Below are 17,749 nucleotides of genomic sequence, written 5' to 3'. Positions count from 1 at the left end.
TCTCTTGCAGTTTATCTTGATGATGATCTCCCTATACCCAGTATTCTGTGAAAATAGGGAACATCAATATGTTAATAAAACAAAGTCCTCCCATATCGACTCCAAACACTAGTATATTTCTAGATAGTCATCATGATGATCAAGAAATATCTTATAAATTAAATATCGAAGATATTAAAAAAGTAGATAATAGCTCTAACAAAATTCAACTTTCTAAAAATAATAAAGTTATCCATAATGCGGAACTAAAAATAAAAGAAATAAAAAATGTAAATAAAATAGATTCCAATAATTATGTTTATCTTGGTTCGACAAACATGTCTCTTTTAAATAATATGGGTCTTACCTTAGAAGAGGATGGCTCTTTGTTATTAATCAAAGGGAAAACACATGATCTGTTCACTGGTCTTTATCAAAAATATATTAGAGGAGGATTTAAATATCAAGGTTTCAATATTAAAAATAAGGAGGGCTCTGAGTTAAAGTTTAAAGAACTTTATGTTGATGCTGATGGATTTTTAATAGGAAAGAAAAAAGACGATAATAATGATGTTAACGAGCTTTATAAAATAAAATTTTCAAAAATAGAAGAATCTTATTCCCTTAATGACAACCAAGAATCAAATAAAAACTTCATTGTTGAATATGAACCCTATATACCAAGAAAAAATGAAGTTCAAGATCTGTCCAGCATTAATAATGTAATAGAACAAGATGAAAATAATGAAATACATATACGTCGTAAAGGTTTTGAAGTAGGAATAAAATTAGAAAATAATAAATTATTAATAACAGGATTAACGGGTTTTTTAACAGCAGAAATAACAGATGAGTTGGATGGCAGTTTATGGCATGATATCAAATTACCACTGAAAAAACAGGATAAAATATTAGCTATTAAACCTGTATTAAACCGTGTACAGATTGTGATTAAAAGAGATGATAAAATAAAAATATATTACCTTAATCCTTCTCATATCTTTGCTGTAAAGCCTTATGAATATCAAGTCAGCCGATTAACGAAAACACCCCCAATGTCTTTTTATTCTATGGTTGGTGAAAATAATTATAATAACTATCATTCTGGACAACCTTATTCATCACAAACCGTCGGTAATTTTAGTAGCCGCCATATTCCCTTTTTCTCTTCTTTTATTGATAATGCAAGAATACATTTTGATAAAGCCAAAGAAAGTTACGCATTAAAAAAATACAGCAAATTAGCCTCTAATATGGCTAAAAGTGTTGATCCCGGTTTTCGTGGGCTTTTTTCGGGTATTCGAGCATTAACAAATTCAACAACAACCCCCGCTAAGACAAAATATATAGCATTAAATAATGCAAAACTAAATATAGATCAACATTTCAAAGTGCTTGGTAGGACCTGTAAAAATATAGAAAATGGAAGAACACACGGCGAGATAATTCAGACTCTGACACAAGAGATGAAAAAGAAAGAAAGTATCATGTTGAGTCAATATAATGATATCCGAGCCTTTTTTGGTATTAGTGCTTTTAACCTGACCGATAAATTAGGTGTGAATGCGTTTGCACTGGCATCTTACGCGAAAACACATACATTGATAATTAACAAAAATAAAGACGATGAAATCACCTTTTCATTTATTAACGAAAAGAATATCAATACATCGGTGGGATTATCGGCAGGCGTTGGTACCTACGAAAAACGAAGTAACTATAACAGCATTGATTATGGTGTCGTAACCCCGGCAATGGCAAGCGTTGTCCTGAATGCAAATTACGCTAAATCCTCTGATTTTTCTTTTAATATACCTCTTAATGAAATTACAGAGTTTATTGATAATAGATTAAATATTACTGAGCATGAATTGATCGACAAAACAAAACTAGAAACCAATACAAGCAAAGAAATAAGGTTGGGTATCGAAGCCAGAGCTGAAATAAGTGGCGATATCGATGTGATGTTAAATAAAACAACAGGTGTAACAGTTCCCAGAAATGCGATCGGATTAAATATGGTATTTAATATTTTAAAGATAGATGCCAATATTAATAAAATTATTAATGCGGGTGAAATGGATGTGATAAATGAGAAGAAAGAGATCAATCTTGGGCTGTTCGAGTTTATTTTTGAGGCTTATCGTGACTTAAAATTTACACCTTCATCAACAACAGCAAATAGTCAGATTCAATGGTACCCGCTCACAACCGTGAGAGATTTTGAAACCATGCTGAAAAGAAAAGTGAATTATCTATTTAATCGTACCATTTTTAGTAGCGAGAGTATAAAAAACAAAGAGCAAGAAGATAAAAGTAAAAAAGAGATGAAATACATCTATAAAAGAATAGTAAAACTTAATAAACTAATAGATAAATATCCTGAGGAATATTCTGTATCAAAAGATATAGGTAAATTATCAGATATATACCTGACTTTATCATCTGATAAATCAGAAAAAAATAAGTTGAAAGATAGTATTAAAAGTAAAAATGAAGTAGAAATAAATTATAATAATAAATTAAAAGATTTTTTATCAGAGTTAAAAGAAAAAGCAGAAACATTATCGTCTCAGAAAAAAGACAATATGAATGAAAAGTTTAATCCCTTTTTTACAACTAATTACACATTAACAAAAAAAAACAAGAATATTCGTGCGTCTTTTATACAAAGCATAAAGCAATTGATCGACGAAAACACCATTTTATCTAAAGAAGAAACCAAAAAACTAGATATAAAAAAATTAAATACAGAATTAGATGAGTTATATCAAAAGTATAAAGTTGAACTAAAAAAAGTGGCTTATCAAATAGATGCCATTGATGTTATGTCGGTGAGCGAACTTGCATTTAAAAAGAAAACATTGCCGACGGGTTTTGTTCGATTAGGCAATAAAAAAGCGATTACACATTCACAAGTGAAAGGAAATATTCGTTTCAGTTATGATATAGAAAATCAGAAAATGAACAAAATAACATCGAGCTATTATTTTAATTAAATCATTTGTTTAATTTATAATTAAAGTGCTGTGATAGTAAAAAAGAAATACTTTTCAGCGTTAGTTTATACACTTTTAATAAGTCATAAATAAGGAAAGTGATTATAGTCTTTGATTTTTATAGTATTTACTTCTGATAAAAGAGGATTGTCGCAAAGATAAATTTATTAAATTGTCATTTAAGCATGCTTAGTGCTATAAAGTGATTTCCCATGTTAATCAGAAAATATACCTAATGAATATAGCTGAACTTCTTGAGCAAATTGCAGAGAAAGGATGGTGTGTATGGGATGAATTCCTGACACCAGATGCTGTTCAACAATTACGTGCATGCTTTGGTAATGAAAATGCTAAAAATGCACGTATTGGTCGTAATGAAAATTTACTTGCTGAAAAAACAATCCGTAGCGATAAAATTAGTTGGTTAGAACCCGAAATGGGTGAACCTGTACAACACTATTTAATGCAAATGGAAAATATTCAGCGTGCAGTAAATAGAGAGTTTTTTCTGGGTCTTTTTGAATATGAAGCGCATTTTGCCAGTTATGGTAAAGGTGCTTTTTATAAAAAACACTTAGATGCTTTTAAAGAAAATATCTCTCGTCGTTTAACAACCGTTTTATATCTAAATGATAATTGGACTGCTGAAGATGGCGGTGAGTTAGTTATTTACGATCTTGATGATAAAAAGTTAGCGACAGTTGCACCTCAAGGCGGAAGGTTGATTATTTTTCTTTCAGAACAATTCCCCCATGAAGTGTTACCAACGAATAAAGAACGCATTAGTATTGCAGGGTGGTTTCGTGTTAATGGTGTAAGAGATAACTTTCTTGATATAGCAAGCTAATTGATTGACAAAATTGCACTTATTTTAGGTTATTTATATAAAATACGTCGCATGGGATTAGGCGCGTGCCTTATTTTAAGTATAATACATAATGTAGAGTACTTAACTTAAGGGCGCTTTTTCTGTTCTTAAGGGTGTACTTAAAAATTAAAAAATAAAATAAGAAAAATTGATTTTATTTTAGTTAAATACACCGTAGTCAATTTTATGGAATAGAAAATAGCGATGAATGAATTTTCAATAGTATGTCGCCTTTTAGGTACTTTATTTCAACGTGCCCCTAATGATCCTATTTTATCACCCATTATTACGATGATTGGTGATGGTAAGTTAAGCCAGCTTTGGCCTCTTGAACAAGATGAATTATTCACAACATTAAAAAATAATGTAAAAGACTTGCAGGCTATGGAATTAGATTACCAATCATTATTTGGTAATGATTCACCCGCTGTATCAATCTATGCGCATGATTATTGTGACGTGAAAGAAGAAGAGGTTCGTCAATTTTTGCAGACAAGGGGGATGCCAGTAACTGATAATGCAACAGATAGTTTTGGTGCATTATTATTAGCGGCTTCTTGGCTTGAAGACAATGCAGCGCAGGATGAAGTATTAGCGCAAACACAATTATTTGATGACTATTTATTACCTTGGGCTGGTTCATTTCTAGGTAAAGTTGAAGCTCATGCTACAACAGGTTTTTATCGTACTTTAGCTGTTATTGCTCGTGGTGCATTATCCGCATTACGTGAAGAGCTTGCTGATGATGAAAATGAAAGTCCAGCTGACTAATTTACTGTGATGTTGATAGATACAGTGCGGTATTGATAAAAAAGGCAAACCATTGAGTTTGCCTTTTTACATATTACGGTGTAATAACGATTAAAAATTTTAATCAACAAGCGTAATTATTATAGTTGGATAACAAATTTACCCGGTTTAACCTCAATACCTTTCGCTAATTTAAAGGCTGCCGCTTCTGCGCTGTTCTTCTCAGGATTAAGCACATACACGGGCTGATTATCAAAATAAGTCGAAATAGAGCTATCTAAATAAGGTTTTAATGCAATGATTAGTGCATCCATTTTTTCTGGTGTGACTTTATAGCTATCAATAGACATGGATTTAATATAGATAGCGCCTTGTTCTGCTTGATAAACAGGTTGACCTGATAAAGTAAGAAGAACGTTAGCTTGTGTATTACCTAAAAAAGATTCAATTTTTAAATCAACTTTCCCAGATAAACTCACTTTGCCAGGCTCTGTGCGACCAATTTGAATAGTGAGATCTTTTAATTGAATATCCGCTGAAACAACGTTGTCTTCACCAATATGCTTTTGTAATTGCGTTTTTTGGCTTAGATAATTATTGATTAAGTTCTCACTGACATCAAACTGTTTTAACTGATCACAACCGACAACTAAGCTTGTTAAGAAAAATACCGCAGTTAGAAAAATCGCTTTCATACAGACTCCTTAAATGTCTCTGAGTTAAGTTTACTCGATCTCTAAGGGGTAAGCATGGTTGTTTCAACCTTTTTATGGTTAAACTGACGATAAAGAGCGTAAAGTGTTATTAATCCTACTGTTCCTAACAAAATCCAGGGTAATTCAGGGGTATTAAATTGCGCACCTAAATCATACATCCATCCACCACCGGTATAGCCAATAGCCCCACCAAAGGCTAAACCTAATCGACTAAAGCCCATATAGCTACCTCTAGCACGAGGGTCAGCTAAAGAGGCGCTTAATGTTTCACGAGCAGGATCGGCGATAATAGAACCTAGATAAAATAAGCCAATGATAAGAAAAATAGTATGTAAAGAGTGAATAATACCGACAGGAAACATGCTGATGCTCATTAATAATAAGCCCGCCATCAAGCGTTGCTCAAGTTTAAAGTGTTTTTCACTCCAGCGAGCAATAGGATAAAGCAACGTTAAAGAAAGTGTAGCTTCAATGGCATACATCCATTTAACAGCAGTGGGTGTACCGGCAATATCATTAACAACAATAGGGAACATGAGCATGACTTGCACTGATAAAACGAAATAGCCTGTCAGCGTTAAGACATAACGGACAAATTGTTTATCAATGAGAACGCGTTTTAGTCCTTCTTTAATGGGTGTTCTGGTTGTTGAAATACGATAAGCAGGAAGAAATAACGCATTAAAAATAGCAGTAATAACAAAAACAATAGCACCAACCCAGCACACAATATGAAAATCGTATAATAACAACCAGCTACCAATTAAGGCGCCGATAACTGCACCCGCGCTATCTTGCATAAATAATAAAGAATAAAAACGTCCACGTTCATAAGGGCGAGTTAATTTAATAACGAGAGCAGTACGAGGTGGATCGAATAATGTGCCACCTAATGCAGATAAAATGCAAGATACCCAAAGTATCCAAGGTTCATCAGCCATTGCCATTAATGCAAATCCTAAAGCACGCAGTAACATACCTAGGATTATCATTGGTTTTGCGCCAAAACGATCCGCAATGGCGCCACCAAAAATACCTAAACCTTGTTGAACAAGTTGTCTAAGTCCTAATGCAAAGCCGACAATAACGCCAGCCCAGCCTAGTTGTTCAACAAAATGGATAGAAATTAGTGGGAAAACAACAAAAAAGCCCAAGACAACAAGCATGTTGTCAATTAGGAGAAAATATTTACCTAAAGTACGGGCTTGAGTTACTAGCGCCATTGCTCACCATTAATAAACACATTATTCAAAAAAAGAGGTAAGAAAATTATTTAATTCTTCTCTTATTCTGGCGCTAATTGTCAATAATACCTAGTAGTTTAAAGATGATATTTTTTTATTGAGGTTAATGGCAAAATAAGTAGGATTACTTTTGAATAACATATTTTATTTTAAGGATAATAGATTGGCGATGTTTGGTTACCGAAGTGGGATGCCTAAAGTTCGTTTTGAAACGAAAAGGATGATAGTTCGTTTAACAACTGAACGAGATGCTGAAAAATTAGCAGATTATTATAGTGAAAATCGTCGCTATTTAATGCCATGGGAGCCATTTAGAGATAAATCTAATTATGTGCCATCAGGATGGGATTATCGTTTGCAATATATGAACGAACTACATCGACAAGAAAGTGCATTTCATTTTTTATTGCTAACTGCAAGTGAAGATGAAGTAATTGGTGTTGCTAATTTCAGTAATGTTATTCGTGGTGCTTTCGATGCTTGTTTCTTAGGTTATTCAGTCGGTGAAAAATGGCAAGGGAATGGCTATATGTCAGAAGCGTTAACCGAAACCATTCGTTATATGCAAAGACAACAAGGAATACATCGTATTATGGCAAACTATATGCCTCATAATTTACGTAGTGGTCATTTGCTGGCTAAACATGGTTTTGAACGAGAAGGGTATGCCAAAAATTATTTACAAATAAATAAAGAATGGCGAGATCATGTGCTTACTGCATTAACAACCCGAATGTCCTTTAAAGCAACATAGTAATATTCACCCGTTAAAATTACACGCTATTTTTATATCTATTTGAATAAGAAAACGCATCAAGTCAGTTTATTCTTACTCAATTGATGATTGATTTTTCTGTGCTAGAGACGGACTATAGTCGCTCTCTTTTTTCTTGATATCACAACAATTAGAATGAATTATGAATTTACTTAAATCACTGGCTGCAGTGAGTTCGATGACGATGTTTTCACGGGTATTAGGTTTTATTCGTGATGCCATCATTGCCCGCATTTTTGGTGCGGGTGTTGCAACAGATGCGTTCTTTGTTGCTTTCAAACTACCTAACTTATTGCGCCGTATTTTTGCTGAGGGCGCTTTTTCTCAAGCATTTGTTCCTATTTTAGCTGAGTACAAAAATCAGCAGGGCGAAGAAGCAACTCGCACATTTATTGCTTATGTATCGGGAATGTTGACGCTTATTTTAGCCGTCGTCACAGTTCTCGGTGTTATTGCCGCTCCTTGGGTCATTTATGTTACCGCACCCGGATTTATTGATTCACCTGATAAATTTCAGCTGACTACTGAATTATTACGCATCACTTTTCCTTATATTCTACTGATATCGTTAGCCTCATTAACGGGCTCTATTCTTAATACGTGGAATAGATTTTCAGTGCCTGCATTTGCACCGACATTATTAAATGTCAGCATGATATTTTTTGCTTTGGTTGTCGCACCTTATTGTAATCCACCTATTATGGCGCTTGCTTGGGCTGTTGTTGCTGGTGGTGTATTACAATTGGTTTATCAATTACCTCATTTGAAAAAAATAGGAATGCTCGTTTTACCACGTATTTCATTTAGAAATAGCGGAGTATGGAGAGTGATGAGATTAATGGGGCCCGCTATTTTAGGGGTTTCAGTGAGCCAAATTTCATTAATTATTAATACGATATTTGCATCATTTCTTGTTTCTGGCTCAGTTTCTTGGATGTATTATGCTGATCGCCTAATGGAACTACCGACAGGGGTATTAGGCGTTGCATTAGGAACGATTTTATTGCCTTCTCTTGCAAAAAGTTTTACAAGTGGAAATACGCAAGAATATAGAAAGCTGATGGATTGGGGATTAAGATTATGCTTTTTACTTGCACTCCCTTGTACGCTTGGTTTGGCTATTTTATCAGGCCCTTTAACAGCCTCTTTATTCCAATACGGTAATTTTAATTCTCATGATGCATTAATGACACAACAGGCATTAGTGGCTTATTGTGTAGGATTAATGGGGCTTATTCTCATAAAAATCCTAGCGCCTGGTTTTTATTCTCGCCAAGATATTAAAACACCAGTAAAAATTGCAATCGCAACATTGGTGTTAACACAATTAATGAATCTTGCATTTATTGGTAGTTTAAAACATGTTGGCTTAGCGCTTTCTATTGGTATTGCTGCGTGTTTTAATGCCGGCATGCTTTTTTGGCAAATTCGTAAAAAAGATATCTACCAACCTTTAGCAGGGTGGCCTATATTTTTACTTAAATTAGCGATTGCACTTGTTGTTATGTCTGCTGTGTTAATGGCGATGCTCTGGGTAATGCCAAGTTGGGATCAAGGTAGTATGCTAATGCGTATCCTACGTCTATTAGGTGTAGTTACTGTTGGAGCTGGTAGCTATTTTGTTTCATTGTATCTACTTGGCTTTAGACCTCGTCATTTTTCATTACGCGCAATTTAGCCTCTATATATTGTACTGATATAATTCAATCAACTTAATCATGCGCCTTACTTGTAAAAGTGGGGCGTATTTTTTTATCTTCTTGAAACCTAGGATATTGAGTATTATGTGGCTATTTGCCATTAGATGACAATTTTTCACATTAATGTAATAGGCGTAATTTGAATCACCTTGTAGATAGAGAAATTTAACTTGTGAATTAGTTCACATTTTTAAGAATTACAGAAACTTTTCTTAGGTATATTTTTTTAGGTCTCACGAAGAAAATCAAGTGTATTAATATTTTTTTGCAATAAATTCCATTAATCTTTTTTCTTATTTTTAGAAAATATCGACGATGTTTACGAATAAAATTTAATTTCATTGTTTTATTTATAAATATAACTTAACTTTAAGTTGCTTATATATTATTAGACAATTTGTTTATTAACTAGGTTGGTTTACAGAAAGTAAAGAAATAGATGATATATTCTAATAAGTTGCATTTTGACAAAATATCTTTTTTTAGATAAACTCTCTCATGTTGTTAAGGTTTCAAATATCGCATATCTGTTAAATATTTCTTACTTAATGATGAGATATTACAAATATTTCAAATTATTAAGGTGAATTTTAAAATATTTCATTTTTTTGATTTGAGACATATTATTATTTGCTCATTCAGGTAGATTAACCGTGACTGTAAAGTTATTTGCTTGTTATCGTTCAGTGCTACTGAAAGTGATCATATCTATTTTGTCTGCGCTTCAAATAGATAAGCGATTGCTGGGGATAAAGCTGTAAGCAGTAGGTGGGAAATTAATAATGAATGAATTTGATAGTATCAGTTGATAAGTCTTTATATTTCATTCGGTATATTGTGCTAATAATACGTTTATTTTCTATGCCTTTGTTTGCTGCTTTTCCCTCTCTTTTCTTATTTTGTCATGTATTTCTTAATTTTTCATTTTTGGCTCAATGCCTCAATTATTTCTTTATTTATTCGTTATAATCACTATGCGTTAAATCTATGATTAATTTTAAGTGTGAAGAATGCTAAATAATCAATAAGTGATTTTTAGTAACAATAAAAATAAAAAGGTGCTCAAGGAGCAATTATGAAAAAAGCAATTATCCTCTCTGTCTCATTAGCTACATTATTTCTTGCTGGCTGTACAGCTGATGGAAAAATAAAAACATCAAAAGTGACGCCAGTTAATTGTGTGGGTGTGTTTGATAAAACAAATGAAAAACTTTCATTTACGGCTAAAGATACAAATCAGCGTTTATTTACACCAAGTAAACCAATTGATAGTGTAGATGGCTGGATTGAAACGACAGATATTTCTGGCTTACTTTGCCAAGATGCCATTGTTGCGAATGAAGATTAACCAACACATGCTATAAAGCTATTAGATTGAATAATTGTTTTAATTTGCTTGAGAATTAAACCCTAATAATTAAATAGAGTTTAAAAAAATCTCAATAAAAAACCGGTGATATAGAGTCACCGGTTTTTTGTTATTTAGAGATAGAGACAAATTACATTCTATCGACAGTTTCAATACCTAATGTATCTAAACCTTGTTTTAAAGTTCTTGCTGTTAAGCGAGCGAGTTTCAAGCGACTTTGACGCACTTTTTCATCTTTTGTAGATAAGATAGGGCAGTTTTCATAGAATCCTGAGAATGTTTGTGCCAAGTCATATAGATAAGCGCACATCACATGTGGTGTGCCTTCACGAGAAACTTGCATAATGACTTCATCAAATTGAACTAAACGCAATGCGAGCAGTTTTTCGTGAGATTCTGTTAATGCAATGGGTTGTGTGAGTGTTGATTCATCAATATCAGCACGTTTAAAGATAGAAATCACACGAGTGTAAGCATATTGCATATAAGGGGCTGTGTTACCTTCAAAACTTAACATCAGATCCCAATCGAAAATGTAATCTGTTGTGCGGTTTTTAGAAAGGTCAGCATATTTAACAGCACCAATCCCCACAACACGGGCTAGATTATTTAGCTCTTCTTCATCCATTTCTGGATTTTTTTCAAGAATTAAATTCCGCGCTCTTTCTTGTGCTTCATCAAGTAAATCGGTTAAACGAATAGTGCCGCCTGAACGCGTTTTAAAAGGACGTCCATCTTTACCTAACATCATGCCGAACATATGGTGTTCAAGCGTCATTGAATCAGGAATATAACCAGCTTTGCGCACAATAGTCCATGCTTGCATTAAATGCTGATGTTGACGTGAGTCGATATAATATAAAACACGGTCTGCATGTAATTCATCGTGACGATATTTAGCACAAGCAATATCTGTCGTGGTATAGAGGTAGCCACCATCTTTTTTCTGAATAATGACACCCATTGGTTCGCCTTCCTTGTTTTTATATTCATCAAGGAAAACAACGGTGGCACCTTCACTTTCAACAGCAAGACCTTTCGCTTTTAAATCAGCGACAATTCCCGGTAGCATTGGGTTATAGAGGCTTTCCCCCATAATGTCATCTTCTGTTAATGTGACATTAAGACGTTTATAAGTCTCTTGGTTTTGTTGCATGGTGATATCAACGAGTTTACGCCACATAGTACGGCAATATTCATCACCACCTTGTAATTTGACAACGTAGTTGCGTGCTCGCAGAGCAAAGACTTCATCTTCGTCGTAACATTTTTTCGCTTCGCGATAGAACATTTCTAAATCAGATAAAGCCATATCAGCTGCATTTTCATTTTGTTTTTTCTCTAAAAACGCAATGAGCATACCAAACTGAGTGCCCCAATCACCTAAGTGATTAGCACGAACAACGTTATGACCTAAGAAAGATAATGTACGCGCACTGGCATCGCCAATAATCGTAGAGCGTAGGTGCCCTACGTGCATTTGTTTTGCAACATTAGGAGAGGAATAGTCAATAACGATTGTTTTAGGTTCAACTTTTGTCACATTAAGATGCGCATCAGCTAATGCATTTTCTGCTTGTTGGGCAACCCAAGCTGGAGATAAAAAGATATTGATAAAACCAGGACCGGCTATCTCAACTTTTTCTGCAATATCTGTAATATCAAGCTGTTCCAGAATTTTTTCTGCGAGTTGTCGGGGTGGGATCCCCATTTTTTTTGCAGCTCCCATGACCCCATTTGCTTGATAGTCGCCAAATTGTACTTTGGCTGACTGACGAACAAGTGGTTCGCTATCAGCGGGAGCGCCAGCGGCACACATTGCCACACTGATTTTTTCTGAAAGAAAAGCCTGAATATTCACCGGGTTACCTTAAATTATTGAGATAATAAAACCTGACGACCTAAGGTAGACAGGTTTTATATAAAGAATTAGGATTTAACCTTGAATTTATAACATATTCTGGCTAGGACATGCTACTATCTGCGCCTTATCTTTAAGAGTTTTTCTCTATTTTATATGTAAGGTTGCTCAATATGGCGTTATTTTCCTCAATTCCTCTTTTAAATGCGTTGTCTCAAGAGCTTCCTTTATTTGAACAAAAAATAGCGCAACTCGCTGATGAGTTGGGTCTTAACTTAAATGATTATGAAATAGATCATATTTCGTTACGGTGTCACGAATTAGCGCTTGCTGAACAATGGCGTGAAGGGTTAAGCCAATGTGGTGAGTGCATTTCAGATAAAATAATAAATGGGCGTCCTATTTACTTATTTAAACTCGATATACCAATCACATTATTTAATCAGACAATATCGATTATTGAGTTACCTTATCCAACCCATAAAAAATACGAATACCAAGGTTGGGAACATATAGAGCAGGTTATTCCTGTTGAACCTTCAATGCTTGTTGAGTATGCCCTGTCATTACTTCCTAATCTGTTACCCAAAAACTACTCGTTAAAAGTGAGTACACCTAAAGGTGATAATGAGCGTTTAGCGAACCCTACTGTAGCGGTCTCTAATGGAAAAGTGACAATTAAATATCATCCTTATTCGTTACTCAAAATAGTGGAAAGTGAGTGTTGAACAACATTTTTAGAAAATAGTTTGCTTGTGTCAGCACAAAACTCTGAAAGTAGAATTGAATGAATCACGATATTCGACAACTATTGTTACTAATCGCTAAGAAATTATATTTATTTTCTGATTACTTTCTGAATGAAAGATAAAGAGGGATGAAATGGCAGAATTGGAGATTTGTTGTTTTGGTGCAGAATGTGCGTTAATTGCTGAACTTTCTGGCGCAGATAGAATAGAGCTTTGCTCTAGCCAATCTGAAGGGGGAATTACACCAAGCTATGGAATGCTAAAGCAAGTCAGAGATCTGGTTAATATCCCAGTTCATCCTATTGTGCGACCTCGAGGTGGTGATTTTTGTTATAGCCAAGCTGATTTTGCTGTAATGAAAAATGATCTGGCACTTATACGTGATATGGGATTTGCGGGTGCAGTTGTCGGTGTATTAAATGAAGAAGGGCAAATTGATATGCCTAAAATGGCAATATTAATGGAAATTGCAGGACCTCTTGCGATTACCTTCCATCGTGCATTTGATATGTGTATTAATCCACTTTTAGCGTTAGAACAATTAACACAATTGGGTATTGCGCGTATTTTAACGTCAGGACAACAAGCCAATGCTGAGTTGGGATTACCATTATTACGAACACTTAACGAAAAAACGCAAGGGCCAATTATTATGGCGGGTGCGGGCGTTAGATTAAGCAATATACATAAATTCCTAGATGCAGGAATTAAAGAAGTACATAGCTCAGCAGGGAAAAAAGTACCTTCAACAATGAATTATCGTAAAGCGGGTGTCACTATGAGCACGGATAGTGAAATTGATGAATTTACACATTATTGTGTTGATGTTGATACAGTAGGAGCTATGAAAGATATTATTAGTATTTACTCAGCGGTTCCTTCCTAAATTGTTATAGATCATAACAATATAAATGATTATTTAAAAACAAAAGAGCCTAAGTTGGCTCTTTTGTTTATTTAGCGTGATGTTTCAAATATTAATTACCATTTTATTTAGTCAGCGTTAAGGTATGTGTAATTGCACAATTTTCAACGAAATACTTATCATGGGAAATAAGTAATAATGTGCCTTGATATTGTGCGAGCAAATTCTCTAATAATACTTTTGATTCGATATCAAGATGATTATCCGGCTCATCTAATAATAATACAGAAGGTGGTTTAGGACTTAATGTGAGTGCAAGTAAAGTTGCTTTTAATTGCTCACCACCACTGAGCTTTTCAAATGCTAATAATGATTTATCTCCACGTATTCTTAGCATTCCAAGGTGAGTTCGCCATTGCTCAACAGAAATTTCTGGCTGATATTGATGTAATGCTTGTGCAACAGGTAACCTTTTATCTAATAAAGCCAAATGCTGATCAAGATAGCAATATTCTTTATTTAATCGAAACTCACCTGAGATAGGTGCTATTTCACCAATAAGGCATTTTAATAACGTTGATTTGCCACAGCCATTAAGCCCGCTAATATGCCAATGTTCACCACTATAAGCAGAAAAAGAGATAGGATTTTTATCACCAAAAGGGAGACAGAGTTCAGAAACAAAAACGGTTAATTTACGTCCTGTGGACTTATAAGGTAATATCATTTTTTGTTGATGAATATGAGATATTTCATCATCTACTATCTGTTTTTGTGACTGCATATTATCTATAACTCGTTGATGGCGCTTCGTTATTGCACTATGTCCTTTTTCAGCGCGATTTTTTTGCATATCTAATAAGAGCGTAGATTGAGAACCACTTTCTCTAATGGCTTCGCCTTGTTGTTTACGTTGCTGTATTTTTTGTAGTGTAATTTGTTGTTGGCGTTTTTCTTGTTTTATTTGATTATTGACTTGCTCTTTCGCTGCCATTAAAGAAGCAACTGTATTATTTTTTTGTGTTTCATATAATTCATAATTACCGCCATATTCAGCTAATCCTTTATCCGTTAATTCAAAGATTGTCTCCATATGAGAAAGTAATTGTCGATTATGACTGATAATTAAAGCACCCGGTTTATGTTGCGCTAATTGATGAATAAGCCATTGTCGACCTTTACTATCGAGATAATTATCAGGTTCATCTAATAAAAGAAAATGATCGCTATGTAAAAATGCACGACATAATGCTAAGCGTGTTTGCTCACCGCCACTTAATTGCGAAATAGGCATATCAAGTAAATAAGGTAATTGCGCTGAATCAAGTAAGTTTTGCCATGTAGCAGGTAAGTGCCATTTATCTTCTAATAATTCAAAATCGTTAAGTGTTGCAATACCTTGTTCGACACGTTTAAATGCATGGTATAGAGGTTCAATATCTAATGCTTGAGCAAGCGTATTTCCAGCTAAACGAGTTAGCTGTTCAATATGGATAAAGGGCATATTCCAAACAATATTGCCGGTTGATGGTGTTGTTTTTTGTGCTAATAATCTTAAAAGTACCGACTTACCTTTACCATTTTGTCCTATAAGTGCATTTTTTTGACAAGTAATAGAGTGTGATAATGCAGGAAATAGTGGCTGGTGATTAAATTCAATACTGAGATTTGAGAAGTGACAAGCTATTGTCATAATAACCTCCTAACGAAATAGGTGGCAGACAGCCAAAGTCACATTATGATGTGAAAGCAATAATAAACTAATGTCTGCCAGTAACAGAAAATAAGATAAATACCATGTCGGTATGATTTTCTGGCAGAATTTAGTTCATCGTAGGAAAGTACCTTTTAAAAATAAATGAAAGAGGTGAAAACTTGCGTATTTAAACATGAATGAATATTAACGGCAAGCCACCAATAGAATAATGGGTTTTGATTTCTTATTTTAAATAAGGCTTTTTAAATAAAATATTAAATACCATACTTAAAAAGCAAGAGAAAATATTAATACAAAAAAGGGATACTAATCATTAATATCCCTCTTTATGTCACCACATTAAATTTATTTAGATAAATCGATACGTTAAGGCTTTGTTGCGATTAATATCGCTCGTTTAGGGGCAGGGTAGCCTTCAATGGTTTTCGTTTTATCGTCAGGCGCTAGAAATGCGTCTAATGAATCCGTTATCATCCACGGTGTTTTACGTTGTTCATCAAGTGATGTGACATTCTCATCAACAATACGTACATCTTTAAAGCCACATTTCTCAAGCCATACTTTTAACATTTTAGCTGAAGGAATAAAGTAAACATTGCGCATTTGAGCATAACGTTCACCAGGAATCAGACATTGGAATTCATCGCCATCAATAACAAGACTTTCTAATACCAATTCACCACCAGAGACGAGTTGATTTTTTAATTGCCATAAGTGATCAAGTGGTGAGCGACGGTGATAAAGCACACCCATTGAAAATACGGTATCGAACGCATTTAATTCAGGCATTTGCTCTATACCAACAGGAATTAAATGGGCGCGTTGGTTATTTCCTAATAATTTTCTTACGGCTTCAAATTGGCATAAAAAGAGTTGAGTAGGATCGATACCAACAACAAAATCTGCGCCTTCACCTAACATTCGCCACATGTGATAGCCACTACCACAGCCAACATCAAGAATGAGACGTCCTTCAAGCGGCGAAAGATGGGGTAATACACGATCCCATTTCCAATCAGAACGCCATTCTGTATCAATATTGACACCATAAAGTGAAAAGGGACCTTTACGCCATGGCATTAACGCTTTAAGAATATTATTTAAGCCTAATTGTTCACCTGCACTCAATTCTGGTTCTTTTTTAGCAACAACACCATTTTTTAAATCAAGGTTGGTTGGCATTATTTCAGGAAGATTTTCAAGCATTCTCTCCCATGAAGCAAAATGGCCATGTAATGCATGTGAGCGCCATTCTGTTAATTGAGATGGTAATGTATCAAGCCAGTGAAATAGGCGCTCATCTTGAGCGATATATTGATAAAATGAACTAAAATTAATCATTGTTATCACCTTTAATCGCCAATAAAGAGCCAAAATTAAAACATTGGAACCAAACTTCAGCGTGAGAAAAACCAGCTTGATGTAAGCGTTTTTTATGCGTTTCTACGCTATCTGTTAACATAACATTTTCTAACATACTGCGTTTTTGGCTTATTTCTAGTTCGCTGTAGCCATTTGCACGTTTAAAATCATGATGCATGTTAAAAAGTAGTTCGCCAATTTTTTTATCTTCAAAGCTAAATTTTTCAGATAGGACGAGTACACCACCCGGATTTAATCCTTGGTATATTTTATTGAGTAATTGTTGGCGGTGATGAGGTTCTAGAAATTGTAAAGTAAAGTTAAGCACGACCATTGATGCATTATTAATGTCAACATCAAGAATATCGCCTTCAATGATTTCAACTGGTGTATCTGCTTTATATGCATCAATATGGCGTTGGCAACGCTCTACCATTGCTTGCGAATTATCAACACCAATAATTTTGCATCCTGTCGCTTCTATATTACGACGCATAGAAAGCGTTGCCGCCCCTAAAGAACAGCCTAAATCATACACTTGGCTATGAGATGTGACAAAACGACCTGCCAGCATGCCAATCATAGAAATAATATTTGAATAGCCTGGTACAGAGCGCTTTATCATATCAGGAAAGACTTCAGCGACTTTTTCATCAAAATGCCAATCACCAAGGTTAGCAATAGGTGTCGCAAATAAGTTGTCTTGTTGTGGTGTTTTTGAATTAGACATAACAAAAATAGACTTAAAGAATAAAAGAAGGGGGCATTCTATCAGAAGCGTCTCAGCTCACAAAG

At 34.4% G+C, this 17,749-nt stretch carries 14 protein-coding genes; 8 read left to right on the top strand and 6 right to left on the bottom strand.

Annotated elements, in window-relative coordinates; genetic code table 11:
* Positions 1-68: 68 nt before the first annotated feature.
* From M983_RS17335 to M983_RS00945, 3 genes are all read left to right on the top strand, one after another.
* Positions 69-2,978, top strand: a complete 2,910-nt coding sequence (locus tag M983_RS17335) for a hypothetical protein (protein ID WP_157091904.1) — start codon at positions 69-71, stop codon at positions 2,976-2,978.
* A 235-nt stretch (positions 2,979-3,213) separates the two neighbouring features.
* Positions 3,214-3,825: a 2OG-Fe(II) oxygenase gene (locus M983_RS00950; RefSeq protein ID WP_066745640.1), complete on the top strand. Its 612-nt coding sequence runs from the start codon at positions 3,214-3,216 to the stop codon at positions 3,823-3,825.
* Between the two features lie 225 nt (positions 3,826-4,050).
* Positions 4,051-4,617 (top strand): TorD/DmsD family molecular chaperone, encoded by a 567-nt coding sequence (locus tag M983_RS00945; protein ID WP_066745638.1) that lies wholly within the window; start codon positions 4,051-4,053, stop codon positions 4,615-4,617.
* 119 nt (positions 4,618-4,736) lie between these two features.
* Here the strand turns inward: M983_RS00945 and M983_RS00940 are convergent, their stop codons facing one another.
* Positions 4,737-5,291: a lipoprotein gene (locus M983_RS00940; RefSeq protein ID WP_066745637.1), complete on the bottom strand. Its 555-nt coding sequence runs from the start codon at positions 5,289-5,291 to the stop codon at positions 4,737-4,739.
* A gap of 41 nt (positions 5,292-5,332) precedes the next feature.
* The gene (gene mdtH, locus M983_RS00935; RefSeq protein WP_066745634.1) at positions 5,333-6,535 is read right to left on the bottom strand and encodes a multidrug efflux MFS transporter MdtH; all 1,203 of its coding nucleotides are present in this window, start codon (positions 6,533-6,535) and stop codon (positions 5,333-5,335) included.
* 190 nt (positions 6,536-6,725) lie between these two features.
* Between mdtH and rimJ the strand changes: the two genes are divergently transcribed.
* From rimJ to M983_RS00920, 3 genes are all read left to right on the top strand, one after another.
* Positions 6,726-7,310: a ribosomal protein S5-alanine N-acetyltransferase gene (gene rimJ, locus M983_RS00930; RefSeq protein ID WP_066745632.1), complete on the top strand. Its 585-nt coding sequence runs from the start codon at positions 6,726-6,728 to the stop codon at positions 7,308-7,310.
* A 163-nt stretch (positions 7,311-7,473) separates the two neighbouring features.
* Positions 7,474-9,009 carry a murein biosynthesis integral membrane protein MurJ gene (gene murJ, locus M983_RS00925; RefSeq protein WP_066745629.1) on the top strand — a complete coding sequence of 512 codons (1,536 nt, stop codon included), beginning with the start codon at positions 7,474-7,476 and terminating at the stop codon, positions 9,007-9,009.
* Between the two features lie 1,097 nt (positions 9,010-10,106).
* A complete protein-coding gene (locus tag M983_RS00920; RefSeq protein ID WP_066745626.1) occupies positions 10,107-10,379 on the top strand; it encodes a hypothetical protein in 273 nt (90 codons plus the stop codon).
* Positions 10,380-10,530: 151 nt separating this feature from the next.
* Here the strand turns inward: M983_RS00920 and argS are convergent, their stop codons facing one another.
* Positions 10,531-12,261: an arginine--tRNA ligase gene (argS, locus tag M983_RS00915; RefSeq protein ID WP_066745615.1), complete on the bottom strand. Its 1,731-nt coding sequence runs from the start codon at positions 12,259-12,261 to the stop codon at positions 10,531-10,533.
* A 173-nt stretch (positions 12,262-12,434) separates the two neighbouring features.
* Here argS and M983_RS00910 point away from each other — a divergent pair, with 173 nt between their 5' ends.
* Complete coding sequence (locus M983_RS00910; protein ID WP_066745612.1) at positions 12,435-12,989, top strand: VOC family protein; 555 nt, start codon at positions 12,435-12,437, stop codon at positions 12,987-12,989.
* Positions 12,990-13,143: 154 nt separating this feature from the next.
* Positions 13,144-13,896 (top strand): copper homeostasis protein CutC, encoded by a 753-nt coding sequence (cutC, locus tag M983_RS00905; protein ID WP_066745609.1) that lies wholly within the window; start codon positions 13,144-13,146, stop codon positions 13,894-13,896.
* Positions 13,897-13,999: 103 nt separating this feature from the next.
* On the opposite strand, the gene M983_RS00900 is transcribed toward cutC, so the two are convergent.
* From M983_RS00900 to cmoA, 3 genes are all read right to left on the bottom strand, one after another.
* A complete protein-coding gene (locus M983_RS00900) occupies positions 14,000-15,568 on the bottom strand; it encodes an ATP-binding cassette domain-containing protein (RefSeq protein ID WP_066745606.1) in 1,569 nt (522 codons plus the stop codon).
* A gap of 390 nt (positions 15,569-15,958) precedes the next feature.
* Positions 15,959-16,933 (bottom strand): tRNA 5-methoxyuridine(34)/uridine 5-oxyacetic acid(34) synthase CmoB, encoded by a 975-nt coding sequence (gene cmoB, locus M983_RS00895; RefSeq protein ID WP_066745602.1) that lies wholly within the window; start codon positions 16,931-16,933, stop codon positions 15,959-15,961.
* Positions 16,926-17,684, bottom strand: a complete 759-nt coding sequence (cmoA, locus tag M983_RS00890) for a carboxy-S-adenosyl-L-methionine synthase CmoA (RefSeq protein ID WP_066745600.1) — start codon at positions 17,682-17,684, stop codon at positions 16,926-16,928. Before cmoA ends, cmoB begins: the two co-directional genes overlap by 8 nt.
* Positions 17,685-17,749 lie beyond the last annotated feature (65 nt).

Origin of the sequence: Proteus myxofaciens ATCC 19692, assembly GCF_001654855.1 — a bacterium.
Taxonomy (GTDB): domain Bacteria; phylum Pseudomonadota; class Gammaproteobacteria; order Enterobacterales; family Enterobacteriaceae; genus Proteus; species Proteus myxofaciens.
Note: the sequence above shows the minus strand (reverse complement) of the source record. Positions and strands in the feature narration are given on the sequence as shown.